Here is a 16896-nt window from a genome sequence, read left to right as displayed (position 1 = left end):
GAGTTTAGAACGGATCGCTGAAAGAATCTTCAAGCGAGCTCTGCCGAATAGGAATTGAATACAAGCGAGCGGCTGCGCTGTACCTTCAGAAGGAGCGCGGCCGTTTCTTTTTCTCCCGAAATATACAAAAGTTGGCATTCTATCCTTTGGATAAGTATACTGGTTTTAGTCATGATAGATTAATCTATCACTTATCAGATCATCCATTAAACAAGCTCAGAATCCCCATAAATACTGACTTTTCTCCACTCACCTTTCAAATTTATGATTGCAAATTTTTATTTTACGATTAACTAAATGCCAAACCTTTATGATACATTTATACTTCCAAGAAGTTACTCAATTACAGTTAAACCTATAATATATCTGACTGTAGGGTATATCTTAGAAATAATAGAATACTCATATTTAGTTCATTGCAACTAAATTCCAGTTATATACATTAGTTCTTGATTGTTGTTTAAACCAAATGATATAATACAATTAATCGGCCGGTTAATATTTTGCAAATTAGGAGTAATTATGAAAAAATAGCACTTCTATCCATACTATCTATTTTGCTCCTTATTCCTAATGCAACTTTTGCCCAAAATAATGCACCTCTTAAGAACGATAAAAAAGTAGTAAGAGCCTTTGTTTCTACTGATGGATTTCTCAAAGAAATATCTCTGGAAGAATACGTCAAGATGAAAGAAGATGCAGAAAATCTCGAAACAGAAAAAGCAAAAAACCTTGCAAAAGAAGCAATAAAATCTCTTTATTCTCCTTTAGCATTTGGAGATCAAGTGCTTTATAGATCTTATGTATATAATGAATCCGGTTATATCTATGCTACTCCTCGCCCAACGCTAAATAAAAGAATTTCTGTTGCTGTTCGCAATCCAAACAATTCGGCAGTTGATAGAACAATTAACTATACAGCTTCCCAATCATTTTCTGCCAACATAGGTGTTACTGCAAGCTCCGATATTGGTAAAGCAATTTCACTTGGTATAACAGGCGGTGCTTCTTGGTCTGAAACGTATTCTTCTTCAGATTCTGTTGTGCATCATATACCTCCTCTAACATATGCATGGATGGATTATTATCCCATTATGAATAATACTTATGGATATACACAAGAAACAATTCATTATTATAATCTTTATACAGGGTTCCAACATTCAGAACCAGGAAGCAATATCTGGACTGATATATTTGTCGCAAGGGAAATGGCTGGTGGACTACCAGATGGTGTTTACACTGTAGTGGAAAGCGGCTCTCTTCCAGATTATTAAAAAATATTGAAGAGGAGGATTGAACATTGAATAAGCGAGGAGCTGGAATGGTATTTATTACATTAGGAGTTTTATCCTATATAGTACGGGAATCTCTACATCATTTAGTTGCTTCCATTCTTTTACTACAGGGAAAATCCTTTAGTAATACCATTTATAAGACAGCATTAGAATGGACAGAGGTTCCTTATTCTATGTTCATCATCTATCTCTGTTTAATACTTGGTTTAATATATCTGATATGGGAAGAGATTTCCAAGAAGAATAAGAACTAAAAAACTAAGTTCAAAGAATGTAGCGAGGCGTTTATTTGCGCCTCGTTCATAGTATTCCTAACTCAGTTGGATTTGGTAAAATATTTGTCTCCGAAATATGCTGAACATTCGGATTCGCTTCTAATCTCCTCATATTCTCTTCCGTAAATAATGTACAATTTAAATTCCCTATCTTCTTCTCTCGCTCCCTCATCGTTACTCTGATTAAAACACTAATGACCCACAAGAGGGTCATTTTTTCAAAGTGTCCTTCTTGTGGGTCGCTATACCTTCAGAAGGAGCGCAGCCGTTTCTTTTTCTCCCGAAATATACAAAAGTTGGCATTCTATCCTTTGGATAAGTATACTGGTTTTAGTCATGATAGATTCATAGTTTCATAGAGCGAGGGGACAATAAGATGAAGTTGCAATCTGCAAGCCTGCGGCGTCTGCTGCTGGCATCTGCAGCCTCCTTCCTGCTGCTTGGGGGGAGCATGGGGAATATTGTTGGAGTGAAGAGCGCAGCCGCGGCTTCGGCTACCGCGAAGGCAGCTCCGGCAATACTGCTCGACGGCTATCCGCTGCCGTTGTCAGCGTCGCCGGTGGTCAGAAACGGCACGACGATGGTGCCATTCAGAGTCATTGCCGAAGCCCTGCATATTACCGTTTCGTGGGATGCCAAGACGAAATCAGTAATCGCTTCCAAGAAAGGCAGTGACGGTACCGTGCGGAAGATTGTGCTGCGTCAGGGCAGCAAGCAGGCGCTGGTGGGCGGGCAAACCGTGCCGCTGGCGGTAGCGCCGTTTGTTCAGGGCGGAAACGTGTTGGTGCCGCTGGGCTTTTTCAGCAGCCAGTTTGGGGCGACAGTGAGCTGGAATGGCGCGGCCCGGACGGTGTCCATCGTGTCGCCGGCCGAAGATCTGTACACGCAGGTGTTCTATGCGATCGATTCTTTCTCCAAACGAAGCTACATCCCGCGTTTCGATGCCGTTTCTTTCGGATGGGCCCGGATTGGGGAGGACGGGAAGCTGACTCTGCAAGGAAGGGACTTCTACTGGCCTAAACCGGCCGGAGACGTAACACCGGAGTCGATTGTTGACGACGCGGCGGCAGCCGGACAAGAGACGCAGCTTATGGTTGTGTCGACAGACGGCAAAGGCGAGCTGACGAAGCTGTTAGGGGATGAAACGCTGCGCTCCGCGGCTATTTCCGAAATGGTGGGCCTCTCGGTAGACAAGCATTTTTCCGGGATAACTCTTGATTTCGAGGGCCTGGGATTAACCGGGGACTCGCTTGCCGTGCAGCAATCTTACAATTCTTTCGTCAAGGAGCTTTCGACTGCCGCCCGGCAGGCGGGCCTGAACCTGACGCTTGCCCTCCATCCGCTGAACGGCTCTTATAAAGGCTATGATTACAAAACGCTCAGTTCTTATGCTGATGAAATTATCATTATGGCCTATGACTTCAAAAGCGAACGAGGGCCGGAGCCGCTGAAGAGCATTGACGCCGCCATTAAGCTGGCTTTGCAGCAGGTGGATAAGAGCAAGCTGGTGCTCGGGATTTCCCTGTGGAGCGAAACGGCTCAGTCGCTGAACGGACCGGTTGGACTCGCCAAGCGGTATGGCTTGAAAGGCATTGCCCTGTGGCGGCTTTCGCTGGTTGGCGATGATACGGTGAAGGCGCTGGAGAAGAGCGTTGTTTTGAACTAGAACCTAAAATGTGATTTTTATAGCCGAAGTTATATTCTTCTGTAAAAAGTTTAGGGGCCATGCGGCTCCTTTTTTTTGCGCTCGTTCGCGCCCTGCTGAGTGGATTGTCCGCTTAGGTAAAGTATTGACCCGAAGTCCTCCTTTTATGAATTTTCCAGTAAACGCTTGAACAGGATATAAAAAAGCCGTTTCCGAGAGGATACTGCCGCCGCCGGAAGGGAAAAATTATTACGATCACTTCCGCTCTTAATTAGCATCGGCAATGATTTTATTCACAGCCTAATCGATTTGAATGTGAACAAATTGTGAAAAGTGAAAAAAATCACTTGATATGTGAAAAATGTCACACTATAATAGCGGTATAAGGTGAACATTTTCACAAAGTAAACAATGTAGTCCATTCATTGCTTTTAGCGATTTTTGAATTTTATATTTTTGAGGAGGAATTGATAATGAAAGTAGCGGTTATCGGATGTACCCATGCAGGAACGGCGGCGATTATCAATACGGCGAAATTGTATCCTGAGGCTGAAATTACCGTGTATGAACGCAATAACAATATTTCATTCCTCTCCTGCGGGATAGCTCTTTATGTAGGCGGAATGGTCGAGGATCCTCATGACTTGTTCTATGCTACGCCGGACCAGCTTAAAGAGCTTGGCGTCACAACGAAAATGCTTCATGAAGTTGTAGCTGTAGACTCGGACAACAAAGTGTTGACCGCGCGTAATTTGAACACCGGAGAAACCTTTGAAGATACGTTCGACAAGCTGATTGTCACCACCGGTTCGTGGCCGATCGTTCCCAAGTTTGAAGGAATCGAGCTGGACAACATCCTTCTCTCGAAGAACTGGACCCATTCCAACACCATTATCGAAAAATCCAAGCAGGCGACCAACATCGTCGTCGTGGGCGCCGGGTATATCGGCGTTGAGCTGGTGGAGGCGTTCCAACTAAACGGAAAGCAGGTCACTTTGATTGATGCCGAACAGCGCATCCTCAGCAAATATCTGGACCCTGAATTTACAGACAAGATCGAAGCATCTTTGCAGGAACACGGGATCAAGCTGGCCCTTGGCGAGAAAGTGACCCGTTTTGAAGGCGAAGGCGGAAAAGTCAGCAAAGTCATTACCGATAAGGGTACCTATCAAGCGGATATGGTCATAATGTGCATCGGTTTCCGGCCGAATACGGAGCTCCTGAAAGGCCAGGTCGACATGCTCGAGAACGGAGCCATTATGGTCGACGAATATATGCAGACCAGCAAGAAGGACATCTATGCGGCCGGCGACAGCTGCGCGGTATTTTACAATCCGACAAGAAAACATGCGTACATTCCGCTTGCCACCAACGCCGTACGCATGGGTACGCTCATTGCCCGCAACCTGCTCAAGCCTACGGTTTCTTATATGGGAACACAGGGTACCTCGGGGATCAAAATTTATGAGGATAACATTGCCACAACCGGCCTGACGGAAATTTCGGCCAAGGATGCGGGACTGAATGCGGACTCGGTAACCATCAAAGAACATTATCGTCCGGTGTTCATGCCGACACATGAGGAAGTCACGCTTAAGATTGTATTTGAACAAGATACACGCCGCATTCTGGGCGCCCAGCTCATGTCGAAGGCGGAATTAACCCAGTCGATCAACACCCTCTCGGTATGCATTCAGAACAATATGCGGATGGAAGAGCTGGCCTTTGTTGATTTCTTCTTCCAACCGCACTACAACAAGCCTTGGAACTTCCTGAACACGGCTGGACTTCAAGCACTTCCCAAAGTTCCTTCTCTTGAGAAAGTATAAATAAACAGGCCGAATAGGCCGCAGAAAGCATCGGCATCGTGAGGATATTGCTCCTCGCGATGCCGTTTTTTGCTCTTTGGCGAACTATTTTTTGACTGCTGAACGGGCAGGTTATATGATTAGGACTGCAGAAAATCTAATAATGTGAATGGAGCTTATCATGATCATCGATCACCATGAATTTGATGTTAATGGGTTACATTATACGGTTAGATCGGCAATCGAGAAGGATGCAAAAGATTTGTCTGAACTACGATTACAGATTGATGGAGAGACCGAAAATTTGGACAGGGAAAAAGGGGAGGCGTTCATTGATACACCAGGGTTTGAAAAGCTTATCAAAACGGACACTGAGAAGCGAAGAAACTTATTTTTAGTTGCTGTAGTTGATGATCGGATCGTTGGGTTTTCAAGATGCGAAGGCATTTATTTAAACAGATTTTCCCATAAATCAGAATTTGGAGTATGCGTATTAAAAGATTTTTGGGGATATGGCATTGGGAACAATCTTTTGAAGGAATCGATTTCCTGGGCCGACTCCAACGGCATTACAAAAATGACTTTGAATGTTTTAGAAACAAACGATAAAGCCATTGAATTGTATAAAAGGTTTGGCTTTGAAATCGAAGGGATATTAAAAAACGACAAAATCCTTACGGGCGGCAAATACTATAACACCCTTATTATGGGGAGATTTAATGAATAATATCATCAATTTGCGATCAAGCGAAATTCAGGTTAGCAGGAGTGAAGAGTTCGAACTATGAAAGCTGGCAAAATGAAGAAAGGACTGTCTGCAGCCTTCCTGCTCAGTCTGCTGTGCGCTTTCCTCTTCGGAATGATAGCGCTGTCGATCAAGCGAGAATGGATCTTCGGTTTTGATAAGTCTGTCATAAGCGCGGTCCAGGGAATGGAGTCGCCGGGAATCACCCGCTTTATGGAACTGCTTAGCTGGATCGGGACGGCGAAAGTCGTGATCGTCCTGCTGGTGGTCGCCATGGTGATTCTTTATTTTGTCCTTGGACACCGCCGCGAGCTGTTTTTTCTGGCTTTTGTTTGCGCGGGATCGTATGTGCTGAATACAGTGTTTAAGCATGTTTTCAAGCGGGAGCGCCCCGATCTGCACCGTCTGGCGGAAGAGACCGGATACAGCTTTCCCAGCGGGCATTCCATGGTAGCGTTCGCCTTATATGGCGTTCTTGCTTATCTGCTATGGAAGCACACCGCTTCATGGATCGGGAAAACATTGCTTTTGGTCTGCAGCGCCATTATGATTGCCGGCATCGGCATCAGCCGGATTTATCTTGGGGTTCATTATCCGAGCGACGTTCTCGGCGGATATTTGGCCAGCGGCTGCTGGCTGGCGCTCGCCATCTGGCTTGGCGGCAGATGGATCAGAGGCACGGAGTAACCTGCCGGAATCCGGCAAGTGATTTTTGTTACTTTATTGTTGCAAAGGCCGAAGGTACAATGGAACCAGGGTAACAGAGCAGAGGGAAATATAAAAAGGAGAGATTGTTATGGCTTATAATAAGCCCGCGCAAATTGCAGAAGTGACGGTGGAGAACGGGATTAAGAAGGCACACAACAGTTTGCCTGCTGTGCTTATTCTCGGTTTCCTGGCAGGCGCCTTTATCGCCCTGGGATTCCTGCTGGATATTCGGGTTAGCGCAGGCGCTCCCGAAGAGTGGGGCAGCATTGCCACCTTTATCGGTGCCGCCGTGTTCCCCGTCGGACTCATCCTTGTCCTGCTGGCCGGCGGAGAGCTGCTGACCGGCAACATGATGGCCGTGCCTTTGGCACGAATGGCCAAGAAGATCCATACGGGCGAAGTAGTCAAAAATTTGCTTCTGATCACGCTCAGCAATTTTGTGGGAGCGCTCTTTGTAGCGTTTTTCTTCGGACATGTTGTAGGATTGACCTCAAGCGGGGTTTATCTGGATAAGCTGGTCGAGATGGCGGGACACAAGCTTGACGACAACTTTCTTCAGGCGTTCATTTCCGGCATCGGCTGCAACTGGCTGGTAGCCCTCGCGGTATGGCTCTCTTACGGAGCCGACAATATGAGCGGCAAAATACTGGGGATCTGGTTCCCGACCATGTCTTTTGTCGCAATCGGATTCCAGCACGTGGTCGCCAATATGTTCCTGATCCCGGCGGCGATTTTTGAAGGCCACTTTTCGTGGGGGCAATATTTGATGAACTTTATCCCGGTCTGGCTCGGGAATCTCGTCGGCGGCGCGCTGTTTGTAGCATGCGCCTATTGGGTGGCTTACCTTCGCCAGGCGCCCGGTGAAGCCAAGAGTCCCGTCCAACCCGCCAAGGTGGGCAAGGCGCGGGGGGAACATGCTTGAATATTGAAATCTTTCTTGGAAAGCTCCGGACAGCAGAGAATCCTCTGCTTCCGGAGCTTTTTTTTCGCAAGGATGGAGACAGGCGGGCGTCATCCCGGGTTTGAAACAACATCGGGATCAAGTACAATAAGGAATGTAAAAGTTGTACGGGAGGGATAAGCATGAAGCCGGAGAAAGGTGCGATCGAACTGGAAAACGGGGTTTTTCCAGCAGTCTGTCCTTTGGACTGCCCGGATACCTGCGGTTTGCTGCTGCATAAACAGAACGGGCGGATCGTGAAGGTTGAAGGGAATAAGGGCCACCCGATTACCGCGGGGGCCATATGCAACAAGGTCCGCAATATGACGGAGCGTATTTATCACACGGAGCGGCTTATGTACCCGCTCCGGCGGACCGGTCCGAAGGGCGAAGGGAAATTTGAGCGGATCAGCTGGGATGAAGCGATCCGCGAAATTGCGGACCGGTATCAAAGCCTGATCCGGGAGCACGGCCCCGAGTCGATTCTGCCCTATAATTTTTATGGCAATATGGGAGTAATCGGCGTAGAGGGGATGGATCGCCGATTCTTTAACCGGCTGGGCGCATCCCAGCTATTGCGGGGCATTTGCAACGCCGCAGGGACGGCAGGCTGGAAATCTACAATGGGCTTTGGCGGAGGGACAAGCCCCGAAGAGGCGGCCGAAGCGAAGCTGTTCATCGTGTGGGGAGGCAACATTGTCAGCACCAGCATGCATATGTTCACGCTGATCGAAAAGGCGCGGAAGCAGGGGGCCAAGCTTGTCGTTATCGACGTGCACAAGAACAAGACAGGCGAGCGCGCAGACTGGTTTATTCCGCTGTATCCGGGCACGGACGGAGCCTTGGCGCTTGGGCTCATGCATGTTCTGTTCGAGCGGGGGCTGACCGATGGTGCGTTTCTTTCCCGCTATACGACCGGACATGAGGAGCTGCGGGAGCATGTAAAGCAGTATACGCCTGAGGTTGTCGCTGCCATCACTGGCGTACCGGCCGATGACATCGTGAAGCTGGCGCTCATGTATGGAGAAACCACGCCGGCCTATATTCATATCGGGAACGGGCTGCAGCATCATGATAACGGAGGCATGATGATCCGCACCATTGCCTGTCTGCCCGCGCTTACAGGGCAGTGGCTCGTTCGCGGCGGCGGAGCCTTCAAATCGAACGGCGCCTATGGGAGTTTAAATGGCGAAGCGCTGGAAAGGCCAGATCTGCGGGCGAATCCCGAAGCCCGGATAATCAATATGAGCCGGATCGGCGAGGCGCTGCTGACCGAGCAGCCGCCGATTCGCTCCCTGTTTGTTTACTGCTCGAACCCGGCCGTCGTAGCTCCGGATACGGAGAAGGTGCAGCGGGGACTGATGCGGGAAGATCTGTTTACCGTGGTGCATGATCTGTTCATGACGGATACCGCGAAATACGCGGATTTGGTGCTGCCCGCCACCTCGTCCTTTGAAAATACGGATTTGTACGCCTCCTACTGGCACCATTACGTTCAGCTCCAGGAACCGGTTATTGCGCCTGTGGGCGAGGGGAAAAGCAACTTCGAGCTGTTCAAGCGGCTGGCGCAAGCCATGGAATTTACGGAGGAAGCCTTTCAGGAAAGCGAAGAGGACTTGATCCGGCAGGCGCTTTCGTATCCGGACAATCCTTATCTGGATGGCGTTAGTCTGGAACGGCTGCAGGAAGAGCGGTTTGTGAAGCTGAACATGGAGCCTCAGCGCCGCTATCTGGAGAATCTGGGTACACCGTCCGGCAAAATCGAGCTGTTCTCGGAGCGCATGGCGGAGGCGGGGCTACCGCCGCTGCCGACCTACATCCCGCTTACCGAAGGCTATGACGGCCGCAGCCGGCCGGGGCAGGGCGATCCATACCCGCTCATGTTCATTTCTCCTCCGAACCAAAGCTTCCTGAATTCGACCTTCGGCAATGTGGAGAAGCTAAAGAAAATCGAGAAGGGCCCGATTTTGCAAATTCATCCGCAGGATGCCCGGGATCGGGGAATTGCAGAAGGGGACCGGGTAGCGGTTTGGAACGACCGGGGAACTTTTGAAGCGAAAGCGATGGTGACCGATAGAATGCTGCCCGGTACGGTAGTCAGCCAGGGGCTTTGGTGGGGCGAGGGAGGCCGCCATCGGTCCAACGCACTAACGTCAGACAAGCCATCGGACATGGGCGGAGGAGCGACCTTCTTTTCCACCGTTGTTGATGTAAAGCGTCAATAAGTCAATAAGTGAGCTTGCTGCTTCCGTACATTTAAGACATACTGGAATCTGGAAATGAGAACATAGATACGGGAGTACAACAATTATTATGAGATGGCTTCAGTCTTACCCGCGGGAAGTCAAAATCTTTCTCGCGGCCAGCTTGATTAATTCCGCCGGCGGTTCGCTGATGTGGCCGCTGATTACGATGTTCGTTTTTAAAGAGCTTGGCCGAAGCATGACCGATGCCGGTCTGGTCATACTGGTACAATCGATTGGCGGAATCGCCGGCCAGGTACTGGGCGGAGCGCTTTATCACCGCGTCGGCGTCAAACGGCTCATTGTGGGCGCGCTGGCCGTCAATGCGGCTGCTCTGCTTGCCCTTCCCGCAGGTGCCGGGAACTGGCATGTCTTTATGCTTCTGATGCTCGCCGTCGGCTTTACCAACGCTTTATCCATGCCGGCCATTCAGGCTTTTATAGGGTTCAGGTTCACCGAGCGGAGGGCGGAGCTGTTTAACATTGTGTATGTGGCCAATAATATCGGCGTTGCCCTCGGAACGGCCATGAGCGGGGTGCTCGCCCGGATCTCGTACGATCTCAGCTTTGTGGTGAACGGGATCACTTCTCTCGTGTTTGCGGTATTTTTCTTTGCCTATTTGACACGGGTCGAGCATGCGCAGGGTAATTTGGAGATACATAAGCGAAAAAGGGCGACAGCCGGACACAGTCCGTTTGAGCTGCTGAAGCACGGCCGTATTTACTTATTCATGGGAGCGGGCTCTTTCTTCCTTTGGCTCGCCAATTGCATCTGGAATAACGGCGTATCGCCTTATACGATTACGATGGGAATGCCGGAATGGAAGTACAGCATCCTGTGGACCTTAAACGGCCTGCTTATATTCGCGGCGCAGCCGCTTGTCACTTTGATTCGCAGAGGTTTTGCGGAAACTCCGCAGCGGCAGATGGTTGCAAGCGGGCTATTTTACCTGCTGGGCTATGTCGCGATTCTCGCGTTCCACAGCTACCCGGCCATGGTGGCGGGAATGGTGCTTGCGACGCTCGGCGAGATGCTGATTTCGCCTGCGATCCCGTCGTTTATTTCGGAGTACACCGGAAAGACCGCCCCGTTTTACCTTGGGCTGGTTGGCGGGATTGGCGCGGCGGGACGGGTGTTCGGTCCCTATGCCATGGGCATGCTGTATGACTGGGGCGGACTTGCGCCGGTAGCCTGGCTGTCGGTCGTCATCGCCTGCTTGTCGATTCCGGGCTTTGCCATTCATGCTGCGATGAACCGCGGCGGCCAGGTACTGGAAGAACATTTCGCATTCGGAGGTGATGAATCAGGTGTCAAACGAGATATGGATCAGGCCATCTGAACTGAAGGATGCCTGCGCCATAATGGAAATAGATTCCAAGGTGTGGACGGAGGAGACGACGCCGTCTCCGATTCACTGGCGCTCCAGAGAGCAGTTTCTGCAGAGCTGTCCTCCGGGCAGCCAACTGGTAGCCGGAATCGGCGATCAGGTTTGCGGCTATATCGGCTTCAGCCATCCCACCGGCTTAAAGAGCAACGAACATGTTTATGATATTAATATTGCAGTCTATCCTGGTTACCAGAAACGCGGAATCGGAAAACGCCTGATGGAAGAGATAAAGAGAACAGCGCGGCACAATGGTGTGCGCAAGCTGTCGCTGCGTGTTCTTGAAACCAATGAAAAGGCGATTGCCTTCTACGGTAGCTGCGGATTCATTGTGCAGGGCCGCCTGGTTGAAGAATTCCTGCTGAACGGGCGGTACGTGGACGATATCCTGATGTGGTGCTCTGTTTGACGTCAGAGTTCAATCCGAGCAATAGATGCCGGTCAAGCGTTCGGGCATTGAACTCTTCGCCGGATACCGGTATATTTATATAAAATGAAACGGATCTATTCGGACAGAAAGGTTGATTAGCGTGACACACGCAAGTACACCCCCAAACTTTATTAAAAATATCATTACGGAAGATCTCAAGAGCGGCAAGGTGGACAAGGTCATTACACGGTTTCCGCCAGAGCCGAACGGCTATTTGCATATTGGACATGCCAAAGCCATCTGGGTCAACTTCACGCTTGCCGACGAATTCGGCGGATGCACCAACCTTCGATTCGATGATACGAATCCGCTTAAGGAAGATGTGGAATACGTCAATTCCATCAAGGAAGATGTGAAGTGGCTCGGCTTCGACTGGGAGGAGCTGCACTTTGCATCCGATTATTTTGAAGAGATGTACAATCGGGCCGTCGTGCTGATCAAGAAGGGCAAGGCATACGTGGACGATCAAAGCGCGGATGAAATCCGCGAAACGCGTGGAACCCTTACCGAACCCGGAAAGAACAGCCCGTACCGCGACCGCAGCGTGGAGGAGAATCTGGATTTGTTCACACGCATGCGGGCCGGAGAATTCAAAAATGGTGAAAAGGTGCTGCGCGCCAAAGTGGATATGGGCTCCCCGAACATCAATATGCGTGATCCGGTCATTTACCGGATCGCCCACGCGACTCACCATAATACGGGAGATGCCTGGTGCATTTATCCGATGTATACTTATGCACATCCGCTGGAGGACGCGATCGAAGGCGTCACCCACTCCCTTTGTACCATTGAATTCGAGGATCAGCGCCCGTTCTACGATTGGGTGATTGCCGAGACGGAGGTAGAGGCCGCCCCGCATCAATATGAATTTGGACGGCTCAATGTCGCGGGAATGGTGACCAGCAAGCGCAAGCTGAAGCTGCTCGTAGATCAAGGTATCGTGGACGGCTGGGACGATCCCCGCATGCCGACGATATCCGGGCTTCGCCGGAGAGGCTATACGCCTGAAGCGATCAAAAATTTTGTGTACGAGGCAGGTATTTCGAAGGCGCAGGGGACGGTCGAAATTGCGATGCTGGAGCATTTCATCCGCGAGGACCTGAAGCTGAGAGCGCCCCGGACAATGGCCGTGCTTGACCCGCTCAAGGTAGTGATTACGAACTATCCGGAAGGCGGGCCTGAGCTGCTCGAAGCCGAGAACAACACCGAAAATCCGGAAATGGGCAGCCGGCAAATTCCTTTTTCGCGGGAGATTTATATCGAACGGGATGACTTCATGGAGAATCCGCCGAGCAAGTATTTCCGCTTGTTCCCGGGGAATGAAGTGCGCCTCAAGCACGCCTATTTCATCAAGTGCAATGAAGTGATTAAGGACGAAGAAGGAAATGTCGTAGAAATACACTGCACGTATGATCCGGAAACAAAGAGCGGCACCGGATTTACTGGCCGTAAAGTAAAAGGAACCATTCACTGGATCGATGCTTCCGCTGCGGTACCGTCGGAATTCCGGCTGTACGAGCCTCTGATTTCCGCTGATAACACGGAAGAGGAAGAAGAAGCGGAGAGTGTGGAAGAGAAGACTTTCCTGGACCAAATCAATCCCAATTCCCTGCGCGTCGTTCACGGGTATGTGGAACCGGGGCTACAAGGCGCCAAGCCGCACGATAAATTCCAGTTTTTCCGCCACGGCTATTTCAATGTGGATTCGAAAGACTCCAAACCGGGCTCGCCCGTGTTCAATCTGATCGTTTCGCTCAAGAGCTCGTTCCAGCTTCCCAAGAATAAGTAAGGAGATGCACCGGAAATAAACCGGCAAGCAGATTCATATAATAAGATAGTCGTAAGCGCGGGCGCAGCAGAGGTGCCTGCGCTTTTTTTCCTAGGGAATGAAAGGAGGATTATAATGATTATCGGCGTTGTTTCAGATACTCATATGCCAAGAGCGGCGGGGAAGCTTCCGTCAAAGCTGGCCCAAGCTTTCCGGGGCGTGGATCTTATTCTTCATTTGGGGGACTGGGTCACCATGGAGGTTTATGATCAGCTTTCAGCTCTTGCTCCGGTGGACGGCGTTGCAGGCAACAACGATGGTATGGACATCGTCAGCCGTTTTGGAAAGAAGAAGGTGCTGACGCTGGAGGGATTCCGTATAGGTCTCGTTCACGGGCATGAGCCGGTTTCCCGCCTAGCAACACCGGAAAAGGCCTTGCGGGCTTTTGAAAAGGAACAGGTGCAGTGCGTTTTGTTCGGCCATTCGCATCAGCCTTATCACCTTGTGCAAAACGGGGTGCTGCTGTTCAATCCGGGTTCCCCGACCGATAAGCGCCGTGAACAAAAATACTCTTTCGGGCTGCTGCAGATCAGTAACGGTGCTCTGACAGCACGGCATATTTTCTATGATCATAAAAAATAATGCAGCTTCCGCAGGGGAACCGCCGCAAGAATCGAATCAGGAATGGTGCCGGCTGGGAACATAGCCGTTTCGAACGATATGAGCCCACATGAGCCCAAATCCGAGGGCACCGAAGAAGGTCATGGATACCAAAGTCTTATAGAAAATGACGGAGCCGAAGCTTTGAAACAGCCAGCCGCCGAGCAGTCCGGCCATGACTCCGGAAAGCCCGCTCCAGCAGATCACGCAAACGGTTTGTCCAGCTGAACGAAAAGGCTTCGGGAGGAACAGGGAAGTCAGCCGAATGCCGGTGTAGAAGAAACCTCCCAGCGTCGCAGAGTTCAACAGCTGAACGAAAATGACCTGAACAGGAAGCGTTGCTGACGCCATATAATTCCAGCGCAGGGCAAGCAGAAGGCTGACCAGTGTCAGGCAAAGGATTAAGGAGGATATATTTTGCTTCAGATACCGGTTCAGCAAGTACATGACTGCAGTTTCCAAAATGACGGAGAGGAAGATCGCGAATGCGACATCCAGTACGGAACCGCCCAAATCCGTCATAAAAAGCGGCATAAACATCAGATTTGCCGTATTTGAAATCGAGACGAGCATGCCCAAAGCCAGGAAAATGGTAAAATATTTATTCAGCAGTACACCGCCGATTTCTCTGGTTGTCAGAGGAGGGGCTATGTTCTGCCTCTTCAGGGCAGGCAGTGAGATACATAAACCAATGGCAAGCGCGACAATTAATGTGGACACAATCGCAACGGGTAATTTGTGAAGGATACCGTCTTTATACGGAAAGCTTACAGCAAAAGGCAACAGGGCCCAGCCTGCAGAGCCCCAGTACCTGTTCTTGCGAAACCCGGCCTTTAAATTGGATTGATCTGTGTATTCAAGCGTTAAGGTGTTGTTCATGGCCACAAGCGGCGTTAAAAAGAAATAAAGAAACAGACTGCTCCAAACTATATAATGAGGCGAACTCTCCCAGAGCAGCAGGTTAATGGAAAGCAGGATGCCGGCTAGCAGAAGCAGCAGTATGGTTCTGGTGCCAGTTTGCCGGGTTCGGCAGTAATTCCAGAACGGGTAAGCGATCAGGGAAATAACAGGACCTGCCGCCAAAAGGAGCCCGATCTGAAGCTTATCCATCCCTGTCGACAGATAGTATAATTGGAGATAGGATGTAAAGATCGCAGCGATTCCATAAATAAAAAAGTTTAATAGGTGCAAGGAAAGTAAAGGGTTTGCTCTGTAATCTCTCTGCTCCAATCTGCGCCACTCCTTTCTATAGGCAGAGAATGCCTTCCTTGTCTGATAGGAGGCGTTTGCATACAATGTATCACGGCTTGAGTCTTGATTCAAACCAACTTTTTAATTTAATACCATATATTAGATTCGGGTGGTGCATTGATGGGAATACAGGGTATTATTTTGGCCGGCGGCAGGTCCAGAAGGATGGGAACAAACAAGGCTCTTCTGCCTCTTGACGGCAGGACCGTCATTGAAGGAATCCTTCGGGAAATGTCAAAGTCCTGCGAACATCAGGTAATTGTCTCGTCGGAGCAGGAGATTTACAGGTTTGCGGCCGTTCCCGTCATTCCGGATCTTGTTCAAGACGGAGGACCGCTGGCCGGCCTTCATGCCGCTTTATTATATTCTGAACAGGAATGGAATCTGGTATGCTCCTGTGATCAGCCCTTTGCATGCCATGCTCTATTTGAAGTTCTGCTGCAGGCTGCGGAGCAGGCGGACGAAACCGTACAGGCCATCATCCCGCTATATAAAGGACGGGTGCAGCCACTCGTTGCGGTTTATCGAAAAAGCTCAGCGGGGCTGCTTGAACAGTCTCTCCGGCTTCGGCAGCTCCGCGTGATGGACTGGGTCCGGAAACTGACGGTTCAATATGTTCATATGGAGGATATTGGTCTTCGGCCTGGTTTGAACCCGGAACAGGCTCTATTCAACATGAACACGCCGGAGGATTATGAGGCTGCGCTGCGAATGGCACAAGAACAGAGATAAAGGCTTCATCATGCTTGAGATCTGTAGAAAAAAAGGAGGGCCGCTGTTCTCCATGGCAATTCGAGGATTTTTCATCAATTAGACAAAATGCAGGGTATTAAGCGCTTACAGTGGAGGATATAATAAAGATGCGGCAAAAGCTGCCGGAAATCGCATCGCATTCCAAACCGGGGTAAAACTTCGGGTAGATCATAGGTGGGAGCTGATCATAATGAGCACACTTTCTGAAGATGCCTACAAGTTGACGGAACAACAGAACCGCTGGCTGATGGAGCGGGAGGTGGTATATCAGCTTCTGATTGATTTTCTGGAGCGTTCTCCGGAGTTGTCCTTGCTTGCAAGATACCGCAATATAGTCAAGCTGAGAGGCTCGATTACCGCCTGGGAAGGCGGGGGAGAGCTCACGAATTATTTTAACAGCATTCAGGATCATGAACTGCGCCGTATAGGCATGGACGAAGCCGAGGAGTACCGCCGTTTGTTCACGGGAGAGGATGCCAAGCTCGCCGCTTCGGAATCGGCGGTACGAGCAAGAACGGAAGGAGTTCAGACGAACGCCCAAACGGGGCAGGTCGGCGGCTTCTATTCCGATTGCGGCGTTGTCTTCAACAAGGTGAACGGGGAACGGGACGATTCGCTTACGATGGAGCTGGAATTTATGGCGGTTATTGCTGACAGAATGAAGTGTGCCGGATTCCTGTCCTGCTCCCGCAGCAGTCTGGTGGAAATGCAGATTCGTTTCTTGGAAAATCATTTGCTGAGATGGGCGATAACGTTTGCGGATGAACTCGCGGCGGCAACGCGAAGTCAATTATATGCTGCGCTCGCCGCAATGCTCAAACAGTTTTTGCTGTGGGATTTGGCCATGCTCTATCAATGGAGAGAAGGGGTACGGCAGAGCTAGCCGAGAATGTCATTCGGACAATTCGCTGTAGTTGAATAAGTTATAAGGGATGTTCCCGCCAGCTGTAATGCAAACAGCCCGGAACATCCCTTTTTAAACAATAAA

Annotated in this window: 14 protein-coding genes; 13 read left to right on the top strand and 1 reads right to left on the bottom strand. The window is 49.9% G+C overall.

The genetic code is table 11. The features are described from left to right. Positions 1-503 precede the first annotated feature (503 nt). The 11 genes from K7397_RS00870 (at position 504) to K7397_RS00820 (ending at position 13886) form a co-directional block, all read left to right on the top strand. Positions 504-1277: a hypothetical protein gene (locus tag K7397_RS00870; protein ID WP_223066042.1), complete on the top strand. Its 774-nt coding sequence runs from the start codon at positions 504-506 to the stop codon at positions 1275-1277. Positions 1278-1949: 672 nt separating this feature from the next. Then, a complete protein-coding gene (locus K7397_RS00865; protein WP_223066041.1) occupies positions 1950-3239 on the top strand; it encodes a stalk domain-containing protein in 1290 nt (429 codons plus the stop codon). 452 nt (positions 3240-3691) lie between these two features. Continuing rightward, positions 3692-5047: an FAD-dependent oxidoreductase gene (locus K7397_RS00860; protein WP_223066040.1), complete on the top strand. Its 1356-nt coding sequence runs from the start codon at positions 3692-3694 to the stop codon at positions 5045-5047. Positions 5048-5207: 160 nt separating this feature from the next. After that, positions 5208-5753 carry a GNAT family N-acetyltransferase gene (locus K7397_RS00855; protein WP_223066039.1) on the top strand — a complete coding sequence of 182 codons (546 nt, stop codon included), beginning with the start codon at positions 5208-5210 and terminating at the stop codon, positions 5751-5753. A gap of 57 nt (positions 5754-5810) precedes the next feature. Then, on the top strand, positions 5811-6458 hold the full coding sequence (locus tag K7397_RS00850; protein WP_223066038.1) for a phosphatase PAP2 family protein: 648 nt from the start codon (positions 5811-5813) through the stop codon (positions 6456-6458). 109 nt (positions 6459-6567) lie between these two features. Further along, positions 6568-7401, top strand: a complete 834-nt coding sequence (locus tag K7397_RS00845; protein ID WP_223066037.1) for a formate/nitrite transporter family protein — start codon at positions 6568-6570, stop codon at positions 7399-7401. A 161-nt stretch (positions 7402-7562) separates the two neighbouring features. Next, entirely contained in the window at positions 7563-9644 is a 2082-nt protein-coding gene (locus K7397_RS00840; protein ID WP_223066036.1) for a molybdopterin-containing oxidoreductase family protein, read from the top strand. Between the two features lie 88 nt (positions 9645-9732). Continuing rightward, a complete protein-coding gene (locus K7397_RS00835) occupies positions 9733-11001 on the top strand; it encodes an MFS transporter (protein ID WP_223066035.1) in 1269 nt (422 codons plus the stop codon). Beyond that, on the top strand, positions 10961-11455 hold the full coding sequence (locus K7397_RS00830) for a GNAT family N-acetyltransferase (protein WP_223066034.1): 495 nt from the start codon (positions 10961-10963) through the stop codon (positions 11453-11455). The genes K7397_RS00835 and K7397_RS00830 overlap by 41 nt, the downstream gene beginning before the upstream one ends. A 121-nt stretch (positions 11456-11576) precedes the next feature. Then, positions 11577-13265 (top strand): glutamine--tRNA ligase/YqeY domain fusion protein, encoded by a 1689-nt coding sequence (locus tag K7397_RS00825; protein WP_420488736.1) that lies wholly within the window; start codon positions 11577-11579, stop codon positions 13263-13265. 114 nt (positions 13266-13379) lie between these two features. Then, on the top strand, positions 13380-13886 hold the full coding sequence (locus K7397_RS00820) for a metallophosphoesterase family protein (protein WP_223066032.1): 507 nt from the start codon (positions 13380-13382) through the stop codon (positions 13884-13886). A gap of 36 nt (positions 13887-13922) precedes the next feature. On the opposite strand, the gene K7397_RS00815 is transcribed toward K7397_RS00820, so the two are convergent. Next, a complete protein-coding gene (locus K7397_RS00815) occupies positions 13923-15134 on the bottom strand; it encodes an MFS transporter (protein WP_223066031.1) in 1212 nt (403 codons plus the stop codon). Positions 15135-15275: 141 nt separating this feature from the next. On the opposite strand from K7397_RS00815, the gene mobA reads away from it, so the two are divergent. Beyond that, on the top strand, positions 15276-15887 hold the full coding sequence (gene mobA, locus K7397_RS00810) for a molybdenum cofactor guanylyltransferase (protein ID WP_223066030.1): 612 nt from the start codon (positions 15276-15278) through the stop codon (positions 15885-15887). A 211-nt stretch (positions 15888-16098) separates the two neighbouring features. Then, positions 16099-16791 carry a TorD/DmsD family molecular chaperone gene (locus K7397_RS00805; RefSeq protein ID WP_223066029.1) on the top strand — a complete coding sequence of 231 codons (693 nt, stop codon included), beginning with the start codon at positions 16099-16101 and terminating at the stop codon, positions 16789-16791. Positions 16792-16896 lie beyond the last annotated feature (105 nt).

Source organism: Paenibacillus caui, assembly GCF_019904135.1.
Taxonomy (GTDB): Bacteria; Bacillota; Bacilli; order Paenibacillales; family Paenibacillaceae; genus Fontibacillus; species Fontibacillus caui.
The sequence above is the reverse complement of the archived record's forward strand: the minus strand, read 5'-3'. Positions and strand labels throughout refer to the sequence as shown.